Genomic DNA, 16831 nt, shown 5'->3' on the forward strand with positions numbered 1-16831 from the left:
AATTGTTTTATGATTACTGTCCGTCATATTTCTACCCCTGCCGACCTTAACCACGCTTTTGCCATTCGGCGAGAGGTATTTGTGGAAGAACAAAACGTACCAAGCGAAGAAGAATATGATGAGTTTGAGACAATAAGCCGTCATTTTCTGGCTAGCTACCAGACCCCAGAAGGGACATCGTTCCCCTGCGGAACCGCCCGCTGGCGCCGTACGGGTAAAGGCATCAAACTCGAACGCTTCGCTGTCCGTAAAGATTTTCGGGGGAAAGGCGTTGGTAAAGCCCTCGTCAAAGCTGTTCTCGATGATGTGTTTGGCCTACAGCCCGAGCCCATTGAGTCGATCTACCTGCACGCTCAGGTAACCGCCATGCCTCTTTACGAAGGTTTTGGGTTTAAAGCCGTAGGCCCTATGTTTGAAGAATGTAATATCCAACATTACCGAATGGTACTCCCCAGCTCTGCCTATTCGCACGAATGAAAAGCGCTCCGTTTCTCCGGTACGCGCTGGCACTGATAGCCGGCATTCTGTGGTACAATTCTTTTTCTGACGCCCACTACTTCGCTATAGCAACCGGATTAGTGGGCGTTTTTTTGTACACGGGGGGCTGGTGGTGGCAAGCCAGGCAACGGCCCGGTTACCGGAGCATGCTACTATCGGCTGGCGCGTTGCTGCTTGTGATGGTGCTAGGTTGGCTTATTACTCAACGACATACGCCCCGCACCAACCCAGACAACCTCGTTCATCTGGCCGATACCCTCCGGGCTTACGAAGGTGTGGTTGACAATTTGCCCGAAGAACGCGCCAAAACCTACCGAGTGGAGCTGTCGGTTCGGCGTGGGCGTACCGACTCTGCAGGCTGGCACCCGTTGAGCGGCCGGGTCATTGTGTATCTCGACAAGACAGACACCCCCTTGCCCCGCTACGGTGAGGTTTGGCTCGTTTCGGGTGCGCCCCGCCCTATTGACCCACCCCTGAATCCCGCCGAGTTTGACTACAAAACATACCTCAGCCACAAGGGAATTTACCACCAGCAATACCTACGCCCGTATCAGAGGCAGCTTCTGAGCTACGCGCCAGCTAACCCGGTTACAGAGTTGGCAACGCGGGTCAATCAGTTTGCCGATAGTGTGTTTACCGCCCAAATTGGCTCAAAAACAGAGTACGGCATCGTAAACGCCATGATTTTGGGGGTTCGTGATGACATTGACCCTGACCTGTACAAATCGTATGCAGCCGCCGGTGCCGTGCATGTCTTGTCGGTATCAGGCCTGCACGTAGGTATTCTGTTTGGCCTGATGGTGTACCTCCTTGGCTTCTTGCGCAAGAGCCGCCGGGCCAAACTGATTCTGGGGGTTGTGCAGCTGTTGGTATTATGGTTTTACGCGCTGGTGACCGGTATGTCGCCCGCCGTGCTCCGGTCGGCAGGTATGTTTTCGGTGCTGATTATTGCCAACGCTACCGGGCGACAGGCATACATGCCTAATGTGCTCGGAGCCTCCGCGTTTTTTATTCTTTTGTTCGATCCGTACGCCCTATTCTCGGCAGGCTTTCAGCTGTCGTACGTGGCCGTAGCGGGAATCGGCGCCTGGCAAAAGCCGGTTTACGAGCTGTTTACGATAAAAAATAGGTTCCTCGATCACCTCTGGGAACTGACCTCAGTAGCGTTGGTGGCACAGTTGGCTACTTTCCCGCTGGGGGTTTACTATTTCCACCAGTTCCCGACGTATTTTCTGCTGGCCAACCCGATTGTAATGGATCTGGTGGCTGGTTTGCTACCGTTAGCCATGTTTAGTCTGGCTGTTTGCTGGATACCCTACCTACGCGATCTGAGCAGTTGGCTCCTACAGAAAGCAACCTTCCTGCTGAATCAGAGTGTCAGCCAAACAAGTCAGTTACCCGGTGGGCTATGGGATGGGCTGTGGCTCGATCCGCTCGAACTGGCTGTGCTGTATGCGCTACTGATTGCGGGCATTTACGCCTGGCTGCACCGAAAACCTCGGTTTGGCTGGCTGGCTACCGGGTTCGCTCTTCTGCTGATGAGTCTGTTGCTGAACGACGAACTGAACCGACGCCATCAGCAACGATTAGCCGTTCACTTTTTACCCCACAAAACGGCAATCAGCCTTACCTCAGGCGGAGAGTCGATACTCCTCACCGACCTCGACGTACAAAACGACCCGCGCTCGTTCGATTTTTATCTCAAAAACACGTTCGGTCAATGGGGGGTACGCCAGCTAAGCGTGACCCATCCGAAACCGGATAGCACGGCAGCACGAGTAACTCCAGGCTTTCACGCTACCAACGACTACGCCCTTTGGGTGTGGCAGGGCAAAACCATTTTGCTTGTCAACAGGCTGCGGGGACAGTCGTACTGGCAGTTGCCCGCTGTGGTCGATTATGCCATCATTCGCCGGAATGCCGTGCAGCAATGGTCGGACCTGGATGGTCGCGTGGTGGCTCGACAGCTCATTTTCGACGACTCGAACAAGACGCCACTCACCGACCGCCTACTGGCCGAAGCCCGCCCCCGCAACATCCGCTGCTACTCGGTCCGGCAACAGGGAGCCTACGTTACCGAATGGTAAACCGACCGGTTGGCCCCGACACTCATTTTTTTGGGCATTTACCCAGTTTTAGCGGTTAAGTACGAAACACCGCACGGCGCTCCGGCCCGTGCGTTTTCAACTCAACGCTATGAAACTGTTATTTTCGTTACTCTTACTGGGCTTTTTGCACGGGCCACCCGCCCATGCACAGGCCAACGCACCGGCCGATGCCCTACTCGGACGCTGGTACGTACCCTCCCGGCAGTCGACCATCGAATTTTTCAAGAAAGGCAATCGGTACTTTGCCCGAATCAGCGATCTGGGCGGTGGCTGGGAGAAAAATTATGCGCACACCAAAGGCAAAATTCTGCTCACGAACCTACAGTTTACCGGCGACGAATGGGCCGGTGGTGAAGTGATTCACCCGGCCTCCGGCATGCGCTTCGATGCCGCTCTGACGCTCAAAAACCCGAATACCATCCGGGCTATTGCTTACAAAGGGGCTCGCTTTCTGCACCGCGAGTTCATCATGGTTCGACAAGCGCCCCCGTCTGAAAGCCTGACGGGCAAATAACGACTCCCCGCAATCTTTCCAACCGAGCACAGCGGAATCATACTCGCTGTGCTCGGTTGAATTTGTACCCGTTCATTCTTGAGGTTAAAAAGGCATATCAAACCCAGCAATCAGCGTTAATTGGGTTGGTCCTCAACATGAGCCAGATCGGAGCGGATAGTCTGTAGTTCGCGCAATGTGATGTTCTCATAGACACTCAGGTTTGCATCGCGCACCTGCAACATAATGGGCCGGATCGTGCAGGTTTCTTCATCCTCGCAGTCGTCGCAACGCACATAAAAGTTTTTGGAAACACAGGGCGTTGGCGCAATGGGTCCGTCGATAATTCGCAAAACCTGAGCCAGATTGATCCGTTCGGGCTCCAGCCGCAACATATAGCCACCCCCCTTTCCTTTCTGACTTTGCAACAATCCGTGATTTCGCAAGTCCAGTAAAATAGACTCCAGAAATCGTTTCGGAATACTCTCCTGTTCCGATAACCAACTGATCATCACCGGCCCACGACCATATTGCTCGGCCAGTTTTCGCAAGGCCTTGAAGGCGTATTTCGCTCTTTTTGATACCATCGCACAAAAAAATTTATGGGTGAATGTTTGGAAGCAGGCGCAAAGTAACACTTAATTTGCAAAACCTACTAAATCAATAGATTATAAGTACTAAAAGTCTATCTAACACCGGGAGTATTGGTGTTAACGGATTTAGTCAGCGAAAAACAGACGAAACAGCACACGCAACTTACACCGCATATGACACTCGAACTCATAGATGAATGGGGCGACATCAGCTCAACAACCGTTAAAGATCGTCGGCCTGTTGAACGCGTACAGCCGTTAGGTACTGGCGACAAAGCCCCTTTCTTTTCAATTGCGAACCGGGCCGGGTACTGGACCACTCCCGTGCTACCGTCGACGCCGGCTGACCATATTCTGACGCTGCCCCACCTCCTTGAAGCGGGTCCGCTGGTCGTTGGGTTTTACTGCCCTTGCTGGGGCCGCTACGCCGGACCATTTCTCGACACGCTCATCGAACTTGCCGAAGCCGTTCATGCTCGCGGGGCACAGTTAGTCGTGTTTTCAAACGAGCATCCGCGTTACATGCCCAACAAAGCGCAGGAAGCCCCCATGACCATTGTGTTCGACGCCGATAAGTCGGTGGCGCAACAGTTTGGGGTTTACTCCGAAGCGGACCCCATCTGGGACCGTATTTCGGGCATCTCCGAAGAGGTGTATATCCCGGCTCTGTACGTCGTTGATGCAGGGCGTCGAATCCGGTACCAGTTTCTCGACGAGAATTTTGAGTCGCTCACCTATCAGGCCCAACCGGTACTTGCGGCCATTACACATACCATCGCTCTATGATTGCGAATACTTCACCGTCGCCCCGCTGGCAAACCGTGTTTCAGGTGGTCGGTTTCGACCGGGTCAGCTTCGTGAGCGATGTGATGGCAGCCCTTCCTCCCGAAGACCACTATCACATCGCAGGGGTGTCGTTTGAAGCCGATGGTATCCGAGCCACGGGTCGACTGACGGTTCAAACCAGCAGCGAGCACGCACTGACCCAAATCGACAGTCGACTACGGGTAGTGCGGGGCCTGGTTAGTGTTAGTCAGACCACCTCCCCTATTGAATAATTAAATACAACCACTAGAGAAAAGCACATGAAATCAGGTTTAACCTCTTTATTAATTCTACTTACCCTATTGAGTGTACTCACTGTTTCTGGTCAAAATGCGCCTGTTATTAACGCGACCGTAACGGGCAAAGTTGTTGACAGCCGCACGGGCAAGCACCTGATTGGTGCCACGGTATTGATTAAAGGCACCACCAACGGATCTGCAACAAACCAGAACGGTCAGTTTACCCTCATTACGGGTCAGAAGCCACCCTTTACGGTGGTGGTTTCGTACGTGGGGTACCAAACCCAGGAGTTGATTCTGAACGAAGATACCGGCGAGATTCAGTTAACACAGGCCGATAATCAGCTCGCCGACGTAACCATTACCTCACGCCGACGCCAGGAATCGTCGCAGGAGGTACCCATTCCGATTTCGGTGGTACGGGGCGCTTTGGTCGAAGATGCCGGGGCATTCAACGTAAACCGACTGAAAGAACTGGTCCCCTCGGTTCAACTCTACTCGTCAAACCCGCGTAATACTACCCTTAATATCCGGGGTTTGGGCTCAACCTTCGGACTGACCAACGACGGGATTGATCCGGGCGTCGGATTTTACGTTGATGGTGTGTACTATGCCCGCCCGGCCGTCACGGCACTGGATTTTGTCGACGTTGAGCAAATTGAAGTATTGCGCGGCCCGCAGGGCACCCTGTTCGGCAAAAACACAACGGCTGGCGCGTTTAACATCACGACCCGGCCTGCCAGCTTTGTACCGGGTGCCACGTTTGAACTGAGCTATGGCAACTACAATTTTGTGCAGGCCAAAGCTTCACTGACGGGCCCATTGGGCAAAAAACTGGCCGCTCGGGCCTCGTTTACCGGTACGCAACGGAACGGACTGCTCACCAACATTCGCACCAACCAGTCGGTCAATACCCTCAATAACCTCGGCTTTCGGGGGCAACTGCTCTACACCCCCTCCGACAATGTAAAGCTGACCCTCATTGGCGATTACACCGACCAGCAACCGAACGGCTACGCACAAGTCGTAGCGGGAGTAGTTACCACCAAACGCCCGGCCTACCGGCAGTTTAACAACATCATTGCCGATCTGGGCTATAAATTACCCAGCACCAACCCGTTCGACCGGATTATTGATCACGACACCCCCTCAAAAGCCGACAACCAGATGGGCGGTGTTTCGCTCAATGCCGATATTAAACTGGGCGGAGGTACCCTGACAGCCACCTCAGCCTGGCGGTACTGGATCTGGGGGCCACTCAACGACCGCGACTACATCGGTTTGCCCGTGTTCTCCATTTCGGCGGCCAACTCAAAGCACAATCAGTGGTCGCAGGAAATCCGGTATGCCGGTGCCCTGTCGACCCGGCTGAACGGCGTATTAGGGGTGTTTGCCCTGTATCAGGATCTGCAATCTGACCCCGTGCAAACCGAGGAGGCCGGGGCCGCCCAATGGCGATTTGCCCAAAACTCAACCAGCCCACTCTGGCGAACGCCCGGTTTGTTCGACGGGTTTGGGATTCGGACAACGAACCGACTCCGCAGCACCAGTGCGGCCGTATTTGGTCAGCTCGACTGGGCCATCAACGACCGACTCCATGTGTTGCCGGGTATTCGGTACAATTATGACAAGAAGATAGCCAACTACAAACGCGAAACCTACGGCGGCCTGCAAACCACCGACCCGGCCCTGCTCGCCCTCAAAAACGCCGTGTACACCAATCAGGCGTTCGATACTGATGTAGACGAGACAAACGTTTCGGGGCAGGCCACAGTCCAGTACAAAGCCAGTCAGCGGATCAATGCATTTGGTACGTACTCGATCAGCTATAAGCCGGTGGGAATCAACATTGCAGGGTTACCTACCTCGGGCGGCCGGGTTCTGCTGGAGCTTGCCCGCGTAAAGCCTGAGTTTGTAACCCACTATGAGCTGGGCCTGAAAACCCGACCAACGCCCAACTCAGTGCTGAACGTGGTGTTGCATAACTCCGACATTAAAGACTACCAGACTCAGGTACAAACCCCCGAACCGGGCGTAAACCGGGGCTACCTGGCCAATGCCGAACGGGTACGCGTTTGGGGCGTGGAGGTTGATGGAAACCTGCGTCTGGGTAATGCCCTGTCGGTGTACGGCGCTGTAGCCTACACTAATGGCAAATATGTTTCGTTTAAAAACGCTCCCGTACCGCTTGAGGAAACGGGGGGCGAAGCCGCTTTCAAGGATATTTCGGGGGGCGACCTGCCGGGCATTTCAAAATGGGCGGGCTCGCTCGGGGGTGAGGTGAGTGGCAACGGGAAATTTCTGGCGCAGGACGGCCGCTACTTCTTCGCCCTCGATAACTATTACCGGTCAGGGTTTTCATCGAGCCCCTCCCCTTCCAAATATCTGAATATTGACGGCTACGCACTGGTTAATGCGCGGGTGGGTTTCCGGGCTTCAAACGGCACGTCGGTGTTTATCTGGAGCCGTAACCTGTTGAATCAAAACTATTTCGAGCAACTCCTGCCTGCCCCCGGCAATGCCGGTCAGTACGGCGGGGTGCTGGGCGACCCACGCACATACGGCGTTACACTACGCTACTCGTTTTAAATTGACCTTCTGCCAATTCAAGCGCCGACCCTCAAAAGTCGGCGCTTGGGTTTGGAGCACCCTTCATTGGTACCTTATGCAGCCCATAAACTCCGTAACTTGCAGCGGACCCAACAGCGTATCAGTGGTCTATCGGCTATGCATTCTCCCAGTGAACAGGACTACATTCAGCAACTCTCTATTGACTGCGTCATTTTTGGTTATCAACAGCAACAGTTGAGCGTGCTTATTCCCAAACTTCATTTCAAAGGCGATTTTTGGGCGTTACCCAGCGGGTTTGTGTACCAAACTGAAAGTATCGACGAAGCCGCCCACCGGATTCTGGAAGGTCGAACGGGCATCCGTAACATTTATATGGAGCAGTTTCGGGTGTTTGGCAAGACCGAACGCAGCAGCCGTCAGTTTATGGACCAACTGGTACAGCTCAATGAAGAAATGGCGCTGCTGCAGGAGTTGCAGCAAAAAGAGTACGACTGGATTACCCGGCGTTTTGTTTCGATTGGCTACTACGCGCTGGTTGACATCAATCAGGTGAAACCGCAACGGCACGACATCGACGAGTCGATTGACTGGTATCCAGTTAAGCAACTGCCTCCATTAATCATGGATCATGCCGAGATTGTGCAGGAAGCTCTTTACACACTCCGCCGTGACCTCGATACCCGGCTAAATGCGTACAACCTGCTACCCGAAACCTTCACCATGAAGGAAGTTCAGCAGTTGTACGAAGCCATTTTCGATAAGCCCTTTGCCGCGAATAATTTCCCCCGCAAAATTCTGGAGCAAAACATATTGGAGCGGCTCGAGAAACGATACACCGGCGCGGCCAACAAAGCGCCTTATCTGTACCGGCTCCGAAACCATTCCCCCGCAAACGAACCGAGGCCGTAGCTGCTATCTGTGCAGTTACGGCCTCGACTTTGTTTACAAGGCAATCTATTTTCCCAACTGCACTTACCCTTACCGGCTCAGCGGAGAATCCTCGGGATTGGTCATGCCGGTGGGGCTGTCAGCTCCGGTTTGGGGCCCGGCTCCCGTTTGTGGGTCGGGCGTATGCAACGACGGGGAATCATCGGCGCTATCGTCGGCCCCTTCGTTGACCATACGAGTCAGGTTTTCTGTGGCCTCGTCGCCCAGCATGGTCCGGTCGTCGGGAATCTGAAGCGGGCCACCCGTACTGGGTCCCGATGTGGTCTGACGCCCGTTCATCATGGCATCCTGATTGATGTTTTCCATTTGTCGTTGTTGAGTAAAGTTGGCACCGCCGGGAGGGGCCTGGTTTTAGCACCTACCTCCCTTTAAAATCGTTTGCAGAAAAGCCTACCCCCGGCAAAATGCCTCCCAAAGCCGGTTGTACAGCACTCGGGCATAGGCGCGAATATCAGCGGGGGTTCCGTTGAGGGAAAACGGCACAAACATCCGGGCGGCATTACGAAGCGGCTCCACCCGAATCAGCCGGGCTTCGGCAAGGCGATTAGCCGACCGCGTAGCCAATCCGGTGAGTCGTAAACCGGCTTCGGGCAACTCCACCTGGTACGATTCGGACCCGGTAGCCGTGGCCAATTTTCCGGTAAAAGCCTGTAACTGGTATGCTTCGAACCACGACAAGGGCGGCAAACTCATACGGGCATCCTGCCGCCGGGCAGTCGCTCCTTTCGGCCGGCAAAGAAACTGAACCGATAACGGAGGCCGACCCTGACCCGGCCGGTGAAGCACCAACGTATCCAAGAGTTCGGCCGTTGTTTCCTCAGATGAAAGAAGAAGTTCGATATTCATACCTGTGCGTTCGTTGTTGAGTGTACGTGTATTGAATTAACTGTCATTAATAACCTTTGTTCATAGAGTTAGTGTACGTAAATCATCTTACGAGTCATACCTCCATCAACAACAAAATTTTGGCCCGTAACGAAGTCATTCTGCGGATCGGTCAGGAACAGAACCATACGGGCAATATCGTCGGGCGTGCCTACGCGGCCGGCCGGATGTTGAGCATGGTCTTTTTTACGCAACGTCTGCGGCCCGTCCGGAACGTCGATCCAGCCGGGGCTAATTGAGTTGACCCGCACAGTAGGGCCGAGCGAAATGGCCAGTGAATGAGTCAGGGCCACCAACGCACCCTTAGTAGCCGAGTAAGCAAACGTGTCGGGCTCCGACTGAAAGGCCCGCGTTGAGGCAATGTTGATGATACTTCCCCGGTGTTTGGCCAGTTCGGCAGCGGCATACTTTGCCCCCAGAAACGCCCCGGTCAGGTTAGTTCCGAGCACGCGGTTCCAGTCGGCAAGCGTCACCTCTTCAAGTGGCTTTTCGTCCATCACGCCCGCATTGTTCACCAGCACATCAATCCGCCCAAACCGTTCGAGGGTCTGGGCAATTCCGCGCTGCACATCGGTTTCGGCCGATACATCACACGGGAAAGTCAGATACCGGTCGGCGTCGGCCTTAAGCTGCTGGGGTAGTCTGTTCAGTTCATCGGGGTTCACATCCCAAATAGCGACGCGGTACTTATTTTCCAGCAGTAAGCGGGCCGTAGCCAGGCCAATGCCGTGGGCAGCACCGGTTACAATCGCTACTTTTTCGGTAGATTGAGACATTTTGGGTGTATCGTTTACAGTTTTTCGGTTATCAGTTTGGGGTAGCGTATGAGCTCTGCTTTTGGCAAAATTGCCCCGGTATGCCAACACCAACCCAAATTGGGCAGTTAAGTAGGTAGCATCTTTATCCTACGGGAAGCCTTTCGATTCATGGTTTCAATTGCCTACGCTCCACTGTACAAACTCCCACTTCCTACCGGCCCCAAACGTGGCGACGAACCGGGCGAACCCCACCGCTTTCCCATGCTAAAATACGAGCTGATCCCGGAGCAGCTGCTGTATGAAGGCACCTGTACCCCCGAACATTTTTTCGTGCCCGGCTCCGTCGACGACCGATGGGTATTGGGCGTGCATACACCTGCCTACGTTACTCAGCTGAAAACCCTGACTTTGCCGCCCGCCATGGTCCGGCGGATTGGGTTTCCGCTCACTCCTGAACTAATCGAACGAGAGTGGATCATTACGCAGGGCACCATTGATTGTGCGTTGTGGGCGCTGCAACACGGATGCGCCCTCAATGTAGCCGGAGGCACGCACCACGCTTACCCCGACAAAGGCGAGGGGTTCTGCCTGCTCAACGATGTGGGCGTGGCGGCTCATTACCTGTTGGAAACCGGGCAGGCTCGTCGGATTCTGGTCATCGACCTCGACGTGCATCAGGGTAACGGCACGGCCGTGATGTTTGCGCAGGAGGAGCGGGTGTTTACGTTTAGTATGCACGGCAAAGACAATTATCCGCTCAAAAAAGAACAGTCGGACCTGGACATTGCTTTACCGACTGGCACTAACGACGAAGTGTATCTGAATACCCTCTACGATACCCTACCCGGCCTGATCGACCGGCATCAGCCCGATTTTCTGTTCTACGTAGCGGGCGTAGACATTGTGAGCACCGACCGGCTGGGTAAACTCGCCGTGAGCCGCGACGGTTGCCGTCAGCGCGACGTGTTTGTGTTCGACACAGCCATTGACCGGGGGCTGCCTATTGTAGTTTCAATGGGGGGCGGTTATTCGCCCCGCATTGCCGACATTGTAGAGGCCCACTGCAATACATTTCGGGTAGCCGTGGGGAAGTTTTCGTAACTTTGACCGACGCAAACCCGACGCCCGGTTCGGTGGTCTGACCCCCAACTCGTTAGCCCACGGTCGGCCCGTCCTGCGCCAACAGTTTTCACAAACAACGTCATCGTACTATGCCAACCTGGTTCCAAGGCACCATCAAATACCAGAAAGAAGAAATTATAACCGACCGTCAGGGCGATCAGGTTCGGTTAAAAACTATCACAGAAGCCTACCTCGTCGATGCCGTTTCGTACACCGATGCCGAGGCCCGGCTGTACGGAGAGATCCCCGCCAACACACCTGATTTTCAGATCGCTCGTATCTCAAAAATGAAGCTCTCCGACGTGTTTCATATCGAAGACGGGGGCGACACCTGGTATAAGGCAAAAGTGATTTTTTCGACTGAGGACGATAAGGGACGGGAGAAAAAAATCGTGAACAGCATGCTCATCAACGCCAACACTGTGAAGCAGGCGTATGACCAACTTGAAGACAGCCTCAAAACGATTTTGATGCCCTACGAGATCACGGACATCAACCGGACGCCGTTGCTCGACATTTTTCCGTACAACGACGAAAACAAAATTCCGGCTAATCTGAAGCCCCTGCACGAGGCCGTCAGAACCGAAGACGTATAATTCCCAGCCCCGCCTTGTCGGGGCTTTTTTATGGGTCTGAGCCAGGGTACTACACACTCGGCGAAGGGTGTATGACGAGTTCTTTGTGATAAGATCGACGGAAGATTTCTTCGAGTGCCCGGTGGCCCGGAGGATTACAGGATGTACAGGATTATTTGGTTCTTCCGATTCTTTTTAGAGAAGAAAATCCTGTACATCCTGTAATCCTGTCAAAAAAACTTGTCCTACCCACTCGGCAAACCCCATTGTTCAGGAAACCGGCTTCCCAACCGGACGGGCCATTTGCCGGTCCAGGTAGTTCATGACGGGGGTTGCCAGCGCGCCGTGTATACAAATCGACAGCAGCACAATCCAGCCCGTAAGTGCCCAAATGCGTTCGGGTTCGGCAAATGGGGCCTGTTGCAAGGCGTAGGCCACGTAAAAAAACGACCCTATCCCCCGAATACCAAAACTGGCCACTACCCAGCGTTCGAGACCGTAAGCCCCGGCCCGGCGCAGGGTAAGCCACCCGCCCAGCGGCCGGATTACAAACACCAGCAGCACACCCATGAGCGCGTCAATCCACTGCAAGCTATCGAGCAGCCCTGTAGCCAGTGCTCCTCCAAACACCAGCAGCAACATGGCTATCAGAATCCGCTCAATCTGATCCGAAAAGGCGTGCATATACTCGTGGTACTCGTGCGTACGCTCGTAGCTCCGAATGGTGATGGCTGCCACAAATACCGCCAGAAAACCGTATCCGTGCAGCATTTCGGTAATGCCGTAGCTGAACAAGGTAACGGCCAGTGCCACAAATCCGTAGGCCGACGTTTTGATGCAGATCCGCTGCGGCAGGCCAAAGATCAAGTATGCCAAAAGCCGCCCCGACAACCACCCACCCAACACGCCCATTCCTACCCGGTACAGCAGGTCATTCCAAACCCAGGTGGTGAGCGTTGCGGGTAACGTAGCCGATGTAACCGTAGCCAGACCAATGGCCAGATACACAAACGGAAAGGCCAATCCATCGTTCAGGCCAGCCTCGGCGGTCAGAGCAAACCGAACGGTATCTTCTTTGCCCTCATTTGGGTCGCCAACCTGCACATCGCCCGCCAGCACCGGATCGGTGGGGGCCAAAGCCGCCCCCAGCAAGAGGGCTGTAGCGAGCGGCCAGCCGCCCCACCACCAGTTGAGCGCGGCAAACACCAGAATGGTAACGGTCATGGTCAGCCAGACCAGACGAAGGGGCAGTTTCCAGGTTCGCCAGCGAAATCGTCGGTCAATTTTGAGTCCGGTGCCCATCAATGCCACAATCACGCAAAGCTCGGTCAGGTGCGTAGCCAGTTCGGGGTGGCTTGTGGGCCGGGGATCGGGCAAGCCAAGCGGAAACTGATAAAACGCCCAGCCCCCAATAATGAACACGATGGGGTACGACAGCGGATAGTTTTCGAGCACTGAGGGAAGCCAGGCTACCGCCAGAATAGCGACGCCGAACACCACCAGCACCAGGGTGTATGGTTCCATAACGTTGTAGTATGGCAATGCCGCTTGTTTGCGTGAAACAAGCGGCATTGCATTCATTAATCGATCAAATTTCCACTACCTGCCCGGTGGACTTTCGAGCCGGTCAGGTCGCGAAACGGTATCCAGGCGGCAGTGTATCGGATTGCGGCAATTGCCTTTGTGGGTAAGTACAGCATACCCGTGCGTCACCTCCATCCGCAAGTATTCACAGCCTTCAATCGTCACCACCCGGTACATGGGCGGGCTACTCCGTTCCTCCTCAATTTGCCGGGCATGGTTCTCACCATATTCCCGGCAGGCTGTTGCGCTTACCATGAGCAGCAAAACCACCCGAGTGCAACGCCGGTTGACCAGGAGCCGGAACCCAACCATGAGTTGTTTATCTAATTGACTCATACAACGGCTGTTTTGTTTGGTTAATGGAGCGGGCGGCCCTTTACCATTCCCCCCTTGGCATCGTCGATACCGTGGTTGACAATAAACGCCTGACTGTCGATCTGCTCGATCTTGTCTTTCAGTCGGGTCAGCTCCAGACGCGTCACCACCACGTACAGAATATTCGTGTCGTTATGCCGCAAGCCCCGTTTTCCGTAGCCTTTTTCGCCTTTCAGTACCGAAACACCCCGCCCCATTTGTTCGGTGATCATCTGCCGGATGGCCTCGTGTTGGTCCGAAATAATAATGACGGCGGTGTATTCCTCGATACCGTGGAGCAGGAAGTCAATCGTTTTTGACGCGGCCAGGTACGTCAGCATGGCATACAGGGCGGTTTCGATATTAAGTAACAGGGCAGCCGCGCCAAACACCAGCACGTTGATGACCATAATTACGTCGCCCACCGTAAGTGGGGAGCGACGGCTAATCCAGATAGCCAAAACCTCTGTGCCGTCGAGAACGCCCCCGCCCCGAATGGCCAGTCCAATACCCGCGCCCAGAAAAAAGCCACCAAAAACCGATATGAGTAGCTTATCAGTCGTTACAAGCGGGTATGGAACTACCACCAGACAGATGGCCAGTAGCCCAATAGCAATGATGGTTCGAATAGCAAAACCGATTGAAATCTGCCGGTAGCCCATCCAGATAAACGGTAGGTTCACCACCACTACCAACAGGGCCAGTTCTACCCCGGTTGTCACCTCCAGCAGTAGGGCAATCCCCATAGCGCCCCCATCCAGAAAGTCGTTTGGAAGCAGAAATCCTTTGAGGCCCATACCCGCGCAGAGCACGCCAGCACACAGAAAACCCAGATCCTTAAGCAGGCGGAGCCGGGCTTGAGTCGTTGTTTCGATTACGGTTGATGTCATTGTGGACAGTTATAGCTGTTGTGTTCATGTTACACTCGATAGCGTTTGAGGGTCAACAATAAAGCGGGCAACAACACCAGGTTTGTCAGGCAAGCCATTAATACCGTTGTGGCAACCAGCACGCCCAAAGCGGCCGTACCACCAAAACTTGAAGCGGCAAACACGGCAAAGCCGACGGCCAGAATCAACGCTGTATAAATGAGGCTAATACCTGTTTCGCTAATGGCTGCGCTAATGGCCACCGGGGGCTCCAGCCCAAGCTGTAACTGCCGCCGGTAGCTCGTCAGGAAGTACACCGTTCCGTCGGAAGCCAACCCAAACGCTATACTGAAAATCAAAATAGTAGATGGTTTGAACGGAATCCCCGCGTATCCCATAATCCCGGCCGTCACGACCAGAGGAATCAGGCAGGGTAATTTCGATAAGAGAATAATCGGAATAGACCGGAACAACACCATCCCAACCAGGGCAATCAGAATAATGGCAATCAGCAGGCTCTCATAAAGATTGCCAAGCAGGTAGTCATTACTCTGCAAAAAAACCAGACTGTGGCCCGTCAGGCTCACCTTATAACCCGTGCCGGCAAATACCGAATCGATGCGGGGACGCAGGCTACCCAGTACTTCCTGCATCCGAATCGAGCCAACATCGGCCATTTGGTAGCTTACCCGCGTGATTTGCCGCGACGAATCCAGAAATGACTGTGCGAGCGATGAGGTGGCCGAGGCTTTGCCCGTCAGCGGGGCGTCGCCGACCATCTTTTTGAGCTCCATAGCCGGGGGCAACACGTAGTATTTGGGGTTTCCGCCCCGGTAGGTCTGATACCCAAACCGGATGGCATCAACGAGCGAACGGGGTTTCGAAAACTCGGGGTAATCATCCATGACCCGCTCCAGCGCCCGCACTTTGTACAAGGCTCGGCCCGCTTCGGCAAACACCCCGTTGGGCTCACCCGTGTCAATCATCACCTCCAACGGCAAGGCTCCTTTAAACTGCTGCTCAATAAACCGCAGGTCGGTGTACACCGGGTCGTTTTTGGGGAGGTCATCGACTACGTAGCCCTCCACCCGAATCAAGAACATGCCCAATGAGCTGAGAACCGTGATAACCGTAACGAGCCCATACACCAGCCCCCGCCGGTTGTGCACCCAGTAGTCGACCCGGCTGAGTACCCCACGCCAGCGGCCACCCTGCAAGGTTTGCAGTTGCCCCGCTTTAGGCACAGGCAGGTAACTGAGCAGAATGGGTACCATGAGTAAGCACACGACGTACACGGCCATAACGCAAATAGCCGCCACCACGCCAAACTCCATGAGCAGCCGGCTATTGGTGAAGTAAAACACCCCAAACCCGATGGCCGTAGTCACGTTGGCCAGCAAAGCCGACAGACCAATTTGCCGGATCATAACCTCCAGCGCCCGCTGTTTATCGCCGTGTTCGGCCAGTTCCTCATGGTACTTGTTGATCAGAAACACGCAGTTCGGCACGCCAATCACAATGAGCAGGGGCGGAATCAGGCCTGTGAGCAAGGTAATTTCATAACCCAGCAACGACAGCGTACCGACGGCCACACACACACCGATTGCTACCACCGTCATGGACAGCCAGACCACCCGGCCCGACCGGAACAGCAGCCAGACCATCAGGCCCGTAAAGGCAGCCGCCAGCCCCATAAAGAGTTTCATCTCGCCCGACACTTTCTTCATTACCTCGGTCCGAATGGACGGAAGCCCCGAATAGTGCAGTTCGATGTTGTTTTTCTCGGCGAAGGCCTTGCCGTATTCCCGGATGGTTTGCACCAGCTCAATGCGGGCGCGCGAGTTCAGCTTCTGCTCATCAAACGTGATAGCCATCAGCGTGGCTTTCGTAGCCGGGTTAATCAGCAGTCCCTCGTAAAAGGGAAGGCTCAGCACCTGCGTTTTCAGACTATCGACCTCGGCTTGTGTCTGCGGCATTCGGGTTACCACCGGCCGAATTCCCCAGGTGCTATCGTTGCGCTGCAGGTTAAACATGCGGGCCGACGACAATACCTGCCGCACGCCCTGTAGTTTACCCACCTGCTCGGTCATCTGGTACCAGCCCTGATACACCGGCAGATCAAACCAGCGGTCGCTTTGCCAGCCAATCACCATGAGGGTGCCATCGGCCCCAAAACGCTCCTTGAAGCGTTCGTACTGAAACTGAGTCGAATCAGACAAAGGCAGCACCCGCGCAATTTGATACGACAATTGGAGCCGGGTGCCAAAATAGGCCATAACCCCGGTCAACATTACCAGAAAACCGAGCCACACCAGCCGGTACGAAAGAATAGTGCGGGCTATCGCAGACCACATAAACAAAACCAGAAGATAAAGTAAAACACAGGCCTGCCCGGCGGTAATACGGGCC

17 protein-coding genes are annotated in these 16831 nt (G+C 54.5%); 9 read left to right on the forward strand and 8 right to left on the reverse strand.

From position 1 onward, the window contains the following. Positions 1–9 precede the first annotated feature (9 nt). The 3 genes from F5984_RS12940 (at position 10) to F5984_RS12950 (ending at position 3120) form a co-directional block, all read left to right on the forward strand. Positions 10–477: a GNAT family N-acetyltransferase gene (locus tag F5984_RS12940; protein ID WP_152124692.1), complete on the forward strand. Its 468-nt coding sequence runs from the start codon at positions 10–12 to the stop codon at positions 475–477. Beyond that, positions 474–2585: a ComEC/Rec2 family competence protein gene (locus F5984_RS12945; protein ID WP_152124693.1), complete on the forward strand. Its 2112-nt coding sequence runs from the start codon at positions 474–476 to the stop codon at positions 2583–2585. The genes F5984_RS12940 and F5984_RS12945 overlap by 4 nt, the downstream gene beginning before the upstream one ends. Positions 2586–2694: 109 nt before the next feature. After that, positions 2695–3120 (forward strand): DUF2147 domain-containing protein, encoded by a 426-nt coding sequence (locus tag F5984_RS12950; RefSeq protein WP_152124694.1) that lies wholly within the window; start codon positions 2695–2697, stop codon positions 3118–3120. A gap of 116 nt (positions 3121–3236) precedes the next feature. On the opposite strand, the gene F5984_RS12955 is transcribed toward F5984_RS12950, so the two are convergent. Then, the gene (locus F5984_RS12955) at positions 3237–3686 is read right to left on the reverse strand and encodes an RrF2 family transcriptional regulator (protein WP_152124695.1); all 450 of its coding nucleotides are present in this window, start codon (positions 3684–3686) and stop codon (positions 3237–3239) included. A gap of 180 nt (positions 3687–3866) precedes the next feature. Here F5984_RS12955 and F5984_RS12960 point away from each other — a divergent pair, with 180 nt between their 5' ends. From F5984_RS12960 to F5984_RS12975, 4 genes are all read left to right on the forward strand, one after another. Beyond that, positions 3867–4478, forward strand: a complete 612-nt coding sequence (locus tag F5984_RS12960; protein WP_152124696.1) for a redoxin domain-containing protein — start codon at positions 3867–3869, stop codon at positions 4476–4478. Next, positions 4475–4750, forward strand: a complete 276-nt coding sequence (locus tag F5984_RS12965) for a hypothetical protein (RefSeq protein WP_152124697.1) — start codon at positions 4475–4477, stop codon at positions 4748–4750. Before F5984_RS12960 ends, F5984_RS12965 begins: the two co-directional genes overlap by 4 nt. Before the next feature lie 27 nt (positions 4751–4777). Next, positions 4778–7345, forward strand: coding sequence for a TonB-dependent receptor (locus F5984_RS12970; RefSeq protein WP_152124698.1), 2568 nt, complete (start codon positions 4778–4780; stop codon positions 7343–7345). A 138-nt stretch (positions 7346–7483) separates the two neighbouring features. Beyond that, positions 7484–8236, forward strand: a complete 753-nt coding sequence (locus F5984_RS12975; RefSeq protein WP_152124699.1) for an NUDIX hydrolase — start codon at positions 7484–7486, stop codon at positions 8234–8236. Between the two features lie 69 nt (positions 8237–8305). Here the strand turns inward: F5984_RS12975 and F5984_RS12980 are convergent, their stop codons facing one another. The 3 genes from F5984_RS12980 to F5984_RS12990 all read right to left on the reverse strand — a co-directional run bounded on the left by F5984_RS12980 (position 8306) and on the right by F5984_RS12990 (position 9936). Next, the gene (locus F5984_RS12980) at positions 8306–8581 is read right to left on the reverse strand and encodes a hypothetical protein (protein WP_152124700.1); all 276 of its coding nucleotides are present in this window, start codon (positions 8579–8581) and stop codon (positions 8306–8308) included. Positions 8582–8665: 84 nt separating this feature from the next. After that, the gene (locus F5984_RS12985) at positions 8666–9121 is read right to left on the reverse strand and encodes a hypothetical protein (RefSeq protein ID WP_152124701.1); all 456 of its coding nucleotides are present in this window, start codon (positions 9119–9121) and stop codon (positions 8666–8668) included. 68 nt (positions 9122–9189) lie between these two features. Next, positions 9190–9936 carry an SDR family NAD(P)-dependent oxidoreductase gene (locus tag F5984_RS12990; protein ID WP_152124702.1) on the reverse strand — a complete coding sequence of 249 codons (747 nt, stop codon included), beginning with the start codon at positions 9934–9936 and terminating at the stop codon, positions 9190–9192. A 150-nt stretch (positions 9937–10086) separates the two neighbouring features. Between F5984_RS12990 and F5984_RS12995 the strand changes: the two genes are divergently transcribed. Both F5984_RS12995 and F5984_RS13000 read left to right on the forward strand, forming a co-directional pair. Beyond that, positions 10087–11019, forward strand: a complete 933-nt coding sequence (locus tag F5984_RS12995) for a histone deacetylase family protein (protein WP_152124703.1) — start codon at positions 10087–10089, stop codon at positions 11017–11019. 110 nt (positions 11020–11129) lie between these two features. Beyond that, on the forward strand, positions 11130–11636 hold the full coding sequence (locus F5984_RS13000) for a DUF4494 domain-containing protein (RefSeq protein WP_152124704.1): 507 nt from the start codon (positions 11130–11132) through the stop codon (positions 11634–11636). A 249-nt stretch (positions 11637–11885) separates the two neighbouring features. On the opposite strand, the gene F5984_RS13005 is transcribed toward F5984_RS13000, so the two are convergent. The 4 genes from F5984_RS13005 to F5984_RS13020 form a co-directional block, all read right to left on the reverse strand. After that, positions 11886–13139, reverse strand: a complete 1254-nt coding sequence (locus F5984_RS13005; protein WP_152124705.1) for a cation:proton antiporter — start codon at positions 13137–13139, stop codon at positions 11886–11888. Between the two features lie 75 nt (positions 13140–13214). Then, positions 13215–13535: a hypothetical protein gene (locus tag F5984_RS13010; RefSeq protein WP_152124706.1), complete on the reverse strand. Its 321-nt coding sequence runs from the start codon at positions 13533–13535 to the stop codon at positions 13215–13217. Between the two features lie 20 nt (positions 13536–13555). Further along, on the reverse strand, positions 13556–14443 hold the full coding sequence (locus F5984_RS13015) for a YitT family protein (protein WP_152124707.1): 888 nt from the start codon (positions 14441–14443) through the stop codon (positions 13556–13558). Between the two features lie 29 nt (positions 14444–14472). Beyond that, the gene (locus F5984_RS13020) at positions 14473–16776 is read right to left on the reverse strand and encodes an efflux RND transporter permease subunit (RefSeq protein WP_152124708.1); all 2304 of its coding nucleotides are present in this window, start codon (positions 16774–16776) and stop codon (positions 14473–14475) included. Positions 16777–16831: the final 55 nt, after the last annotated feature.

Origin of the sequence: Rudanella paleaurantiibacter, assembly GCF_009184635.1 — a bacterium.
Classification (GTDB): domain Bacteria; phylum Bacteroidota; class Bacteroidia; order Cytophagales; family Spirosomataceae; genus Rudanella; species Rudanella paleaurantiibacter.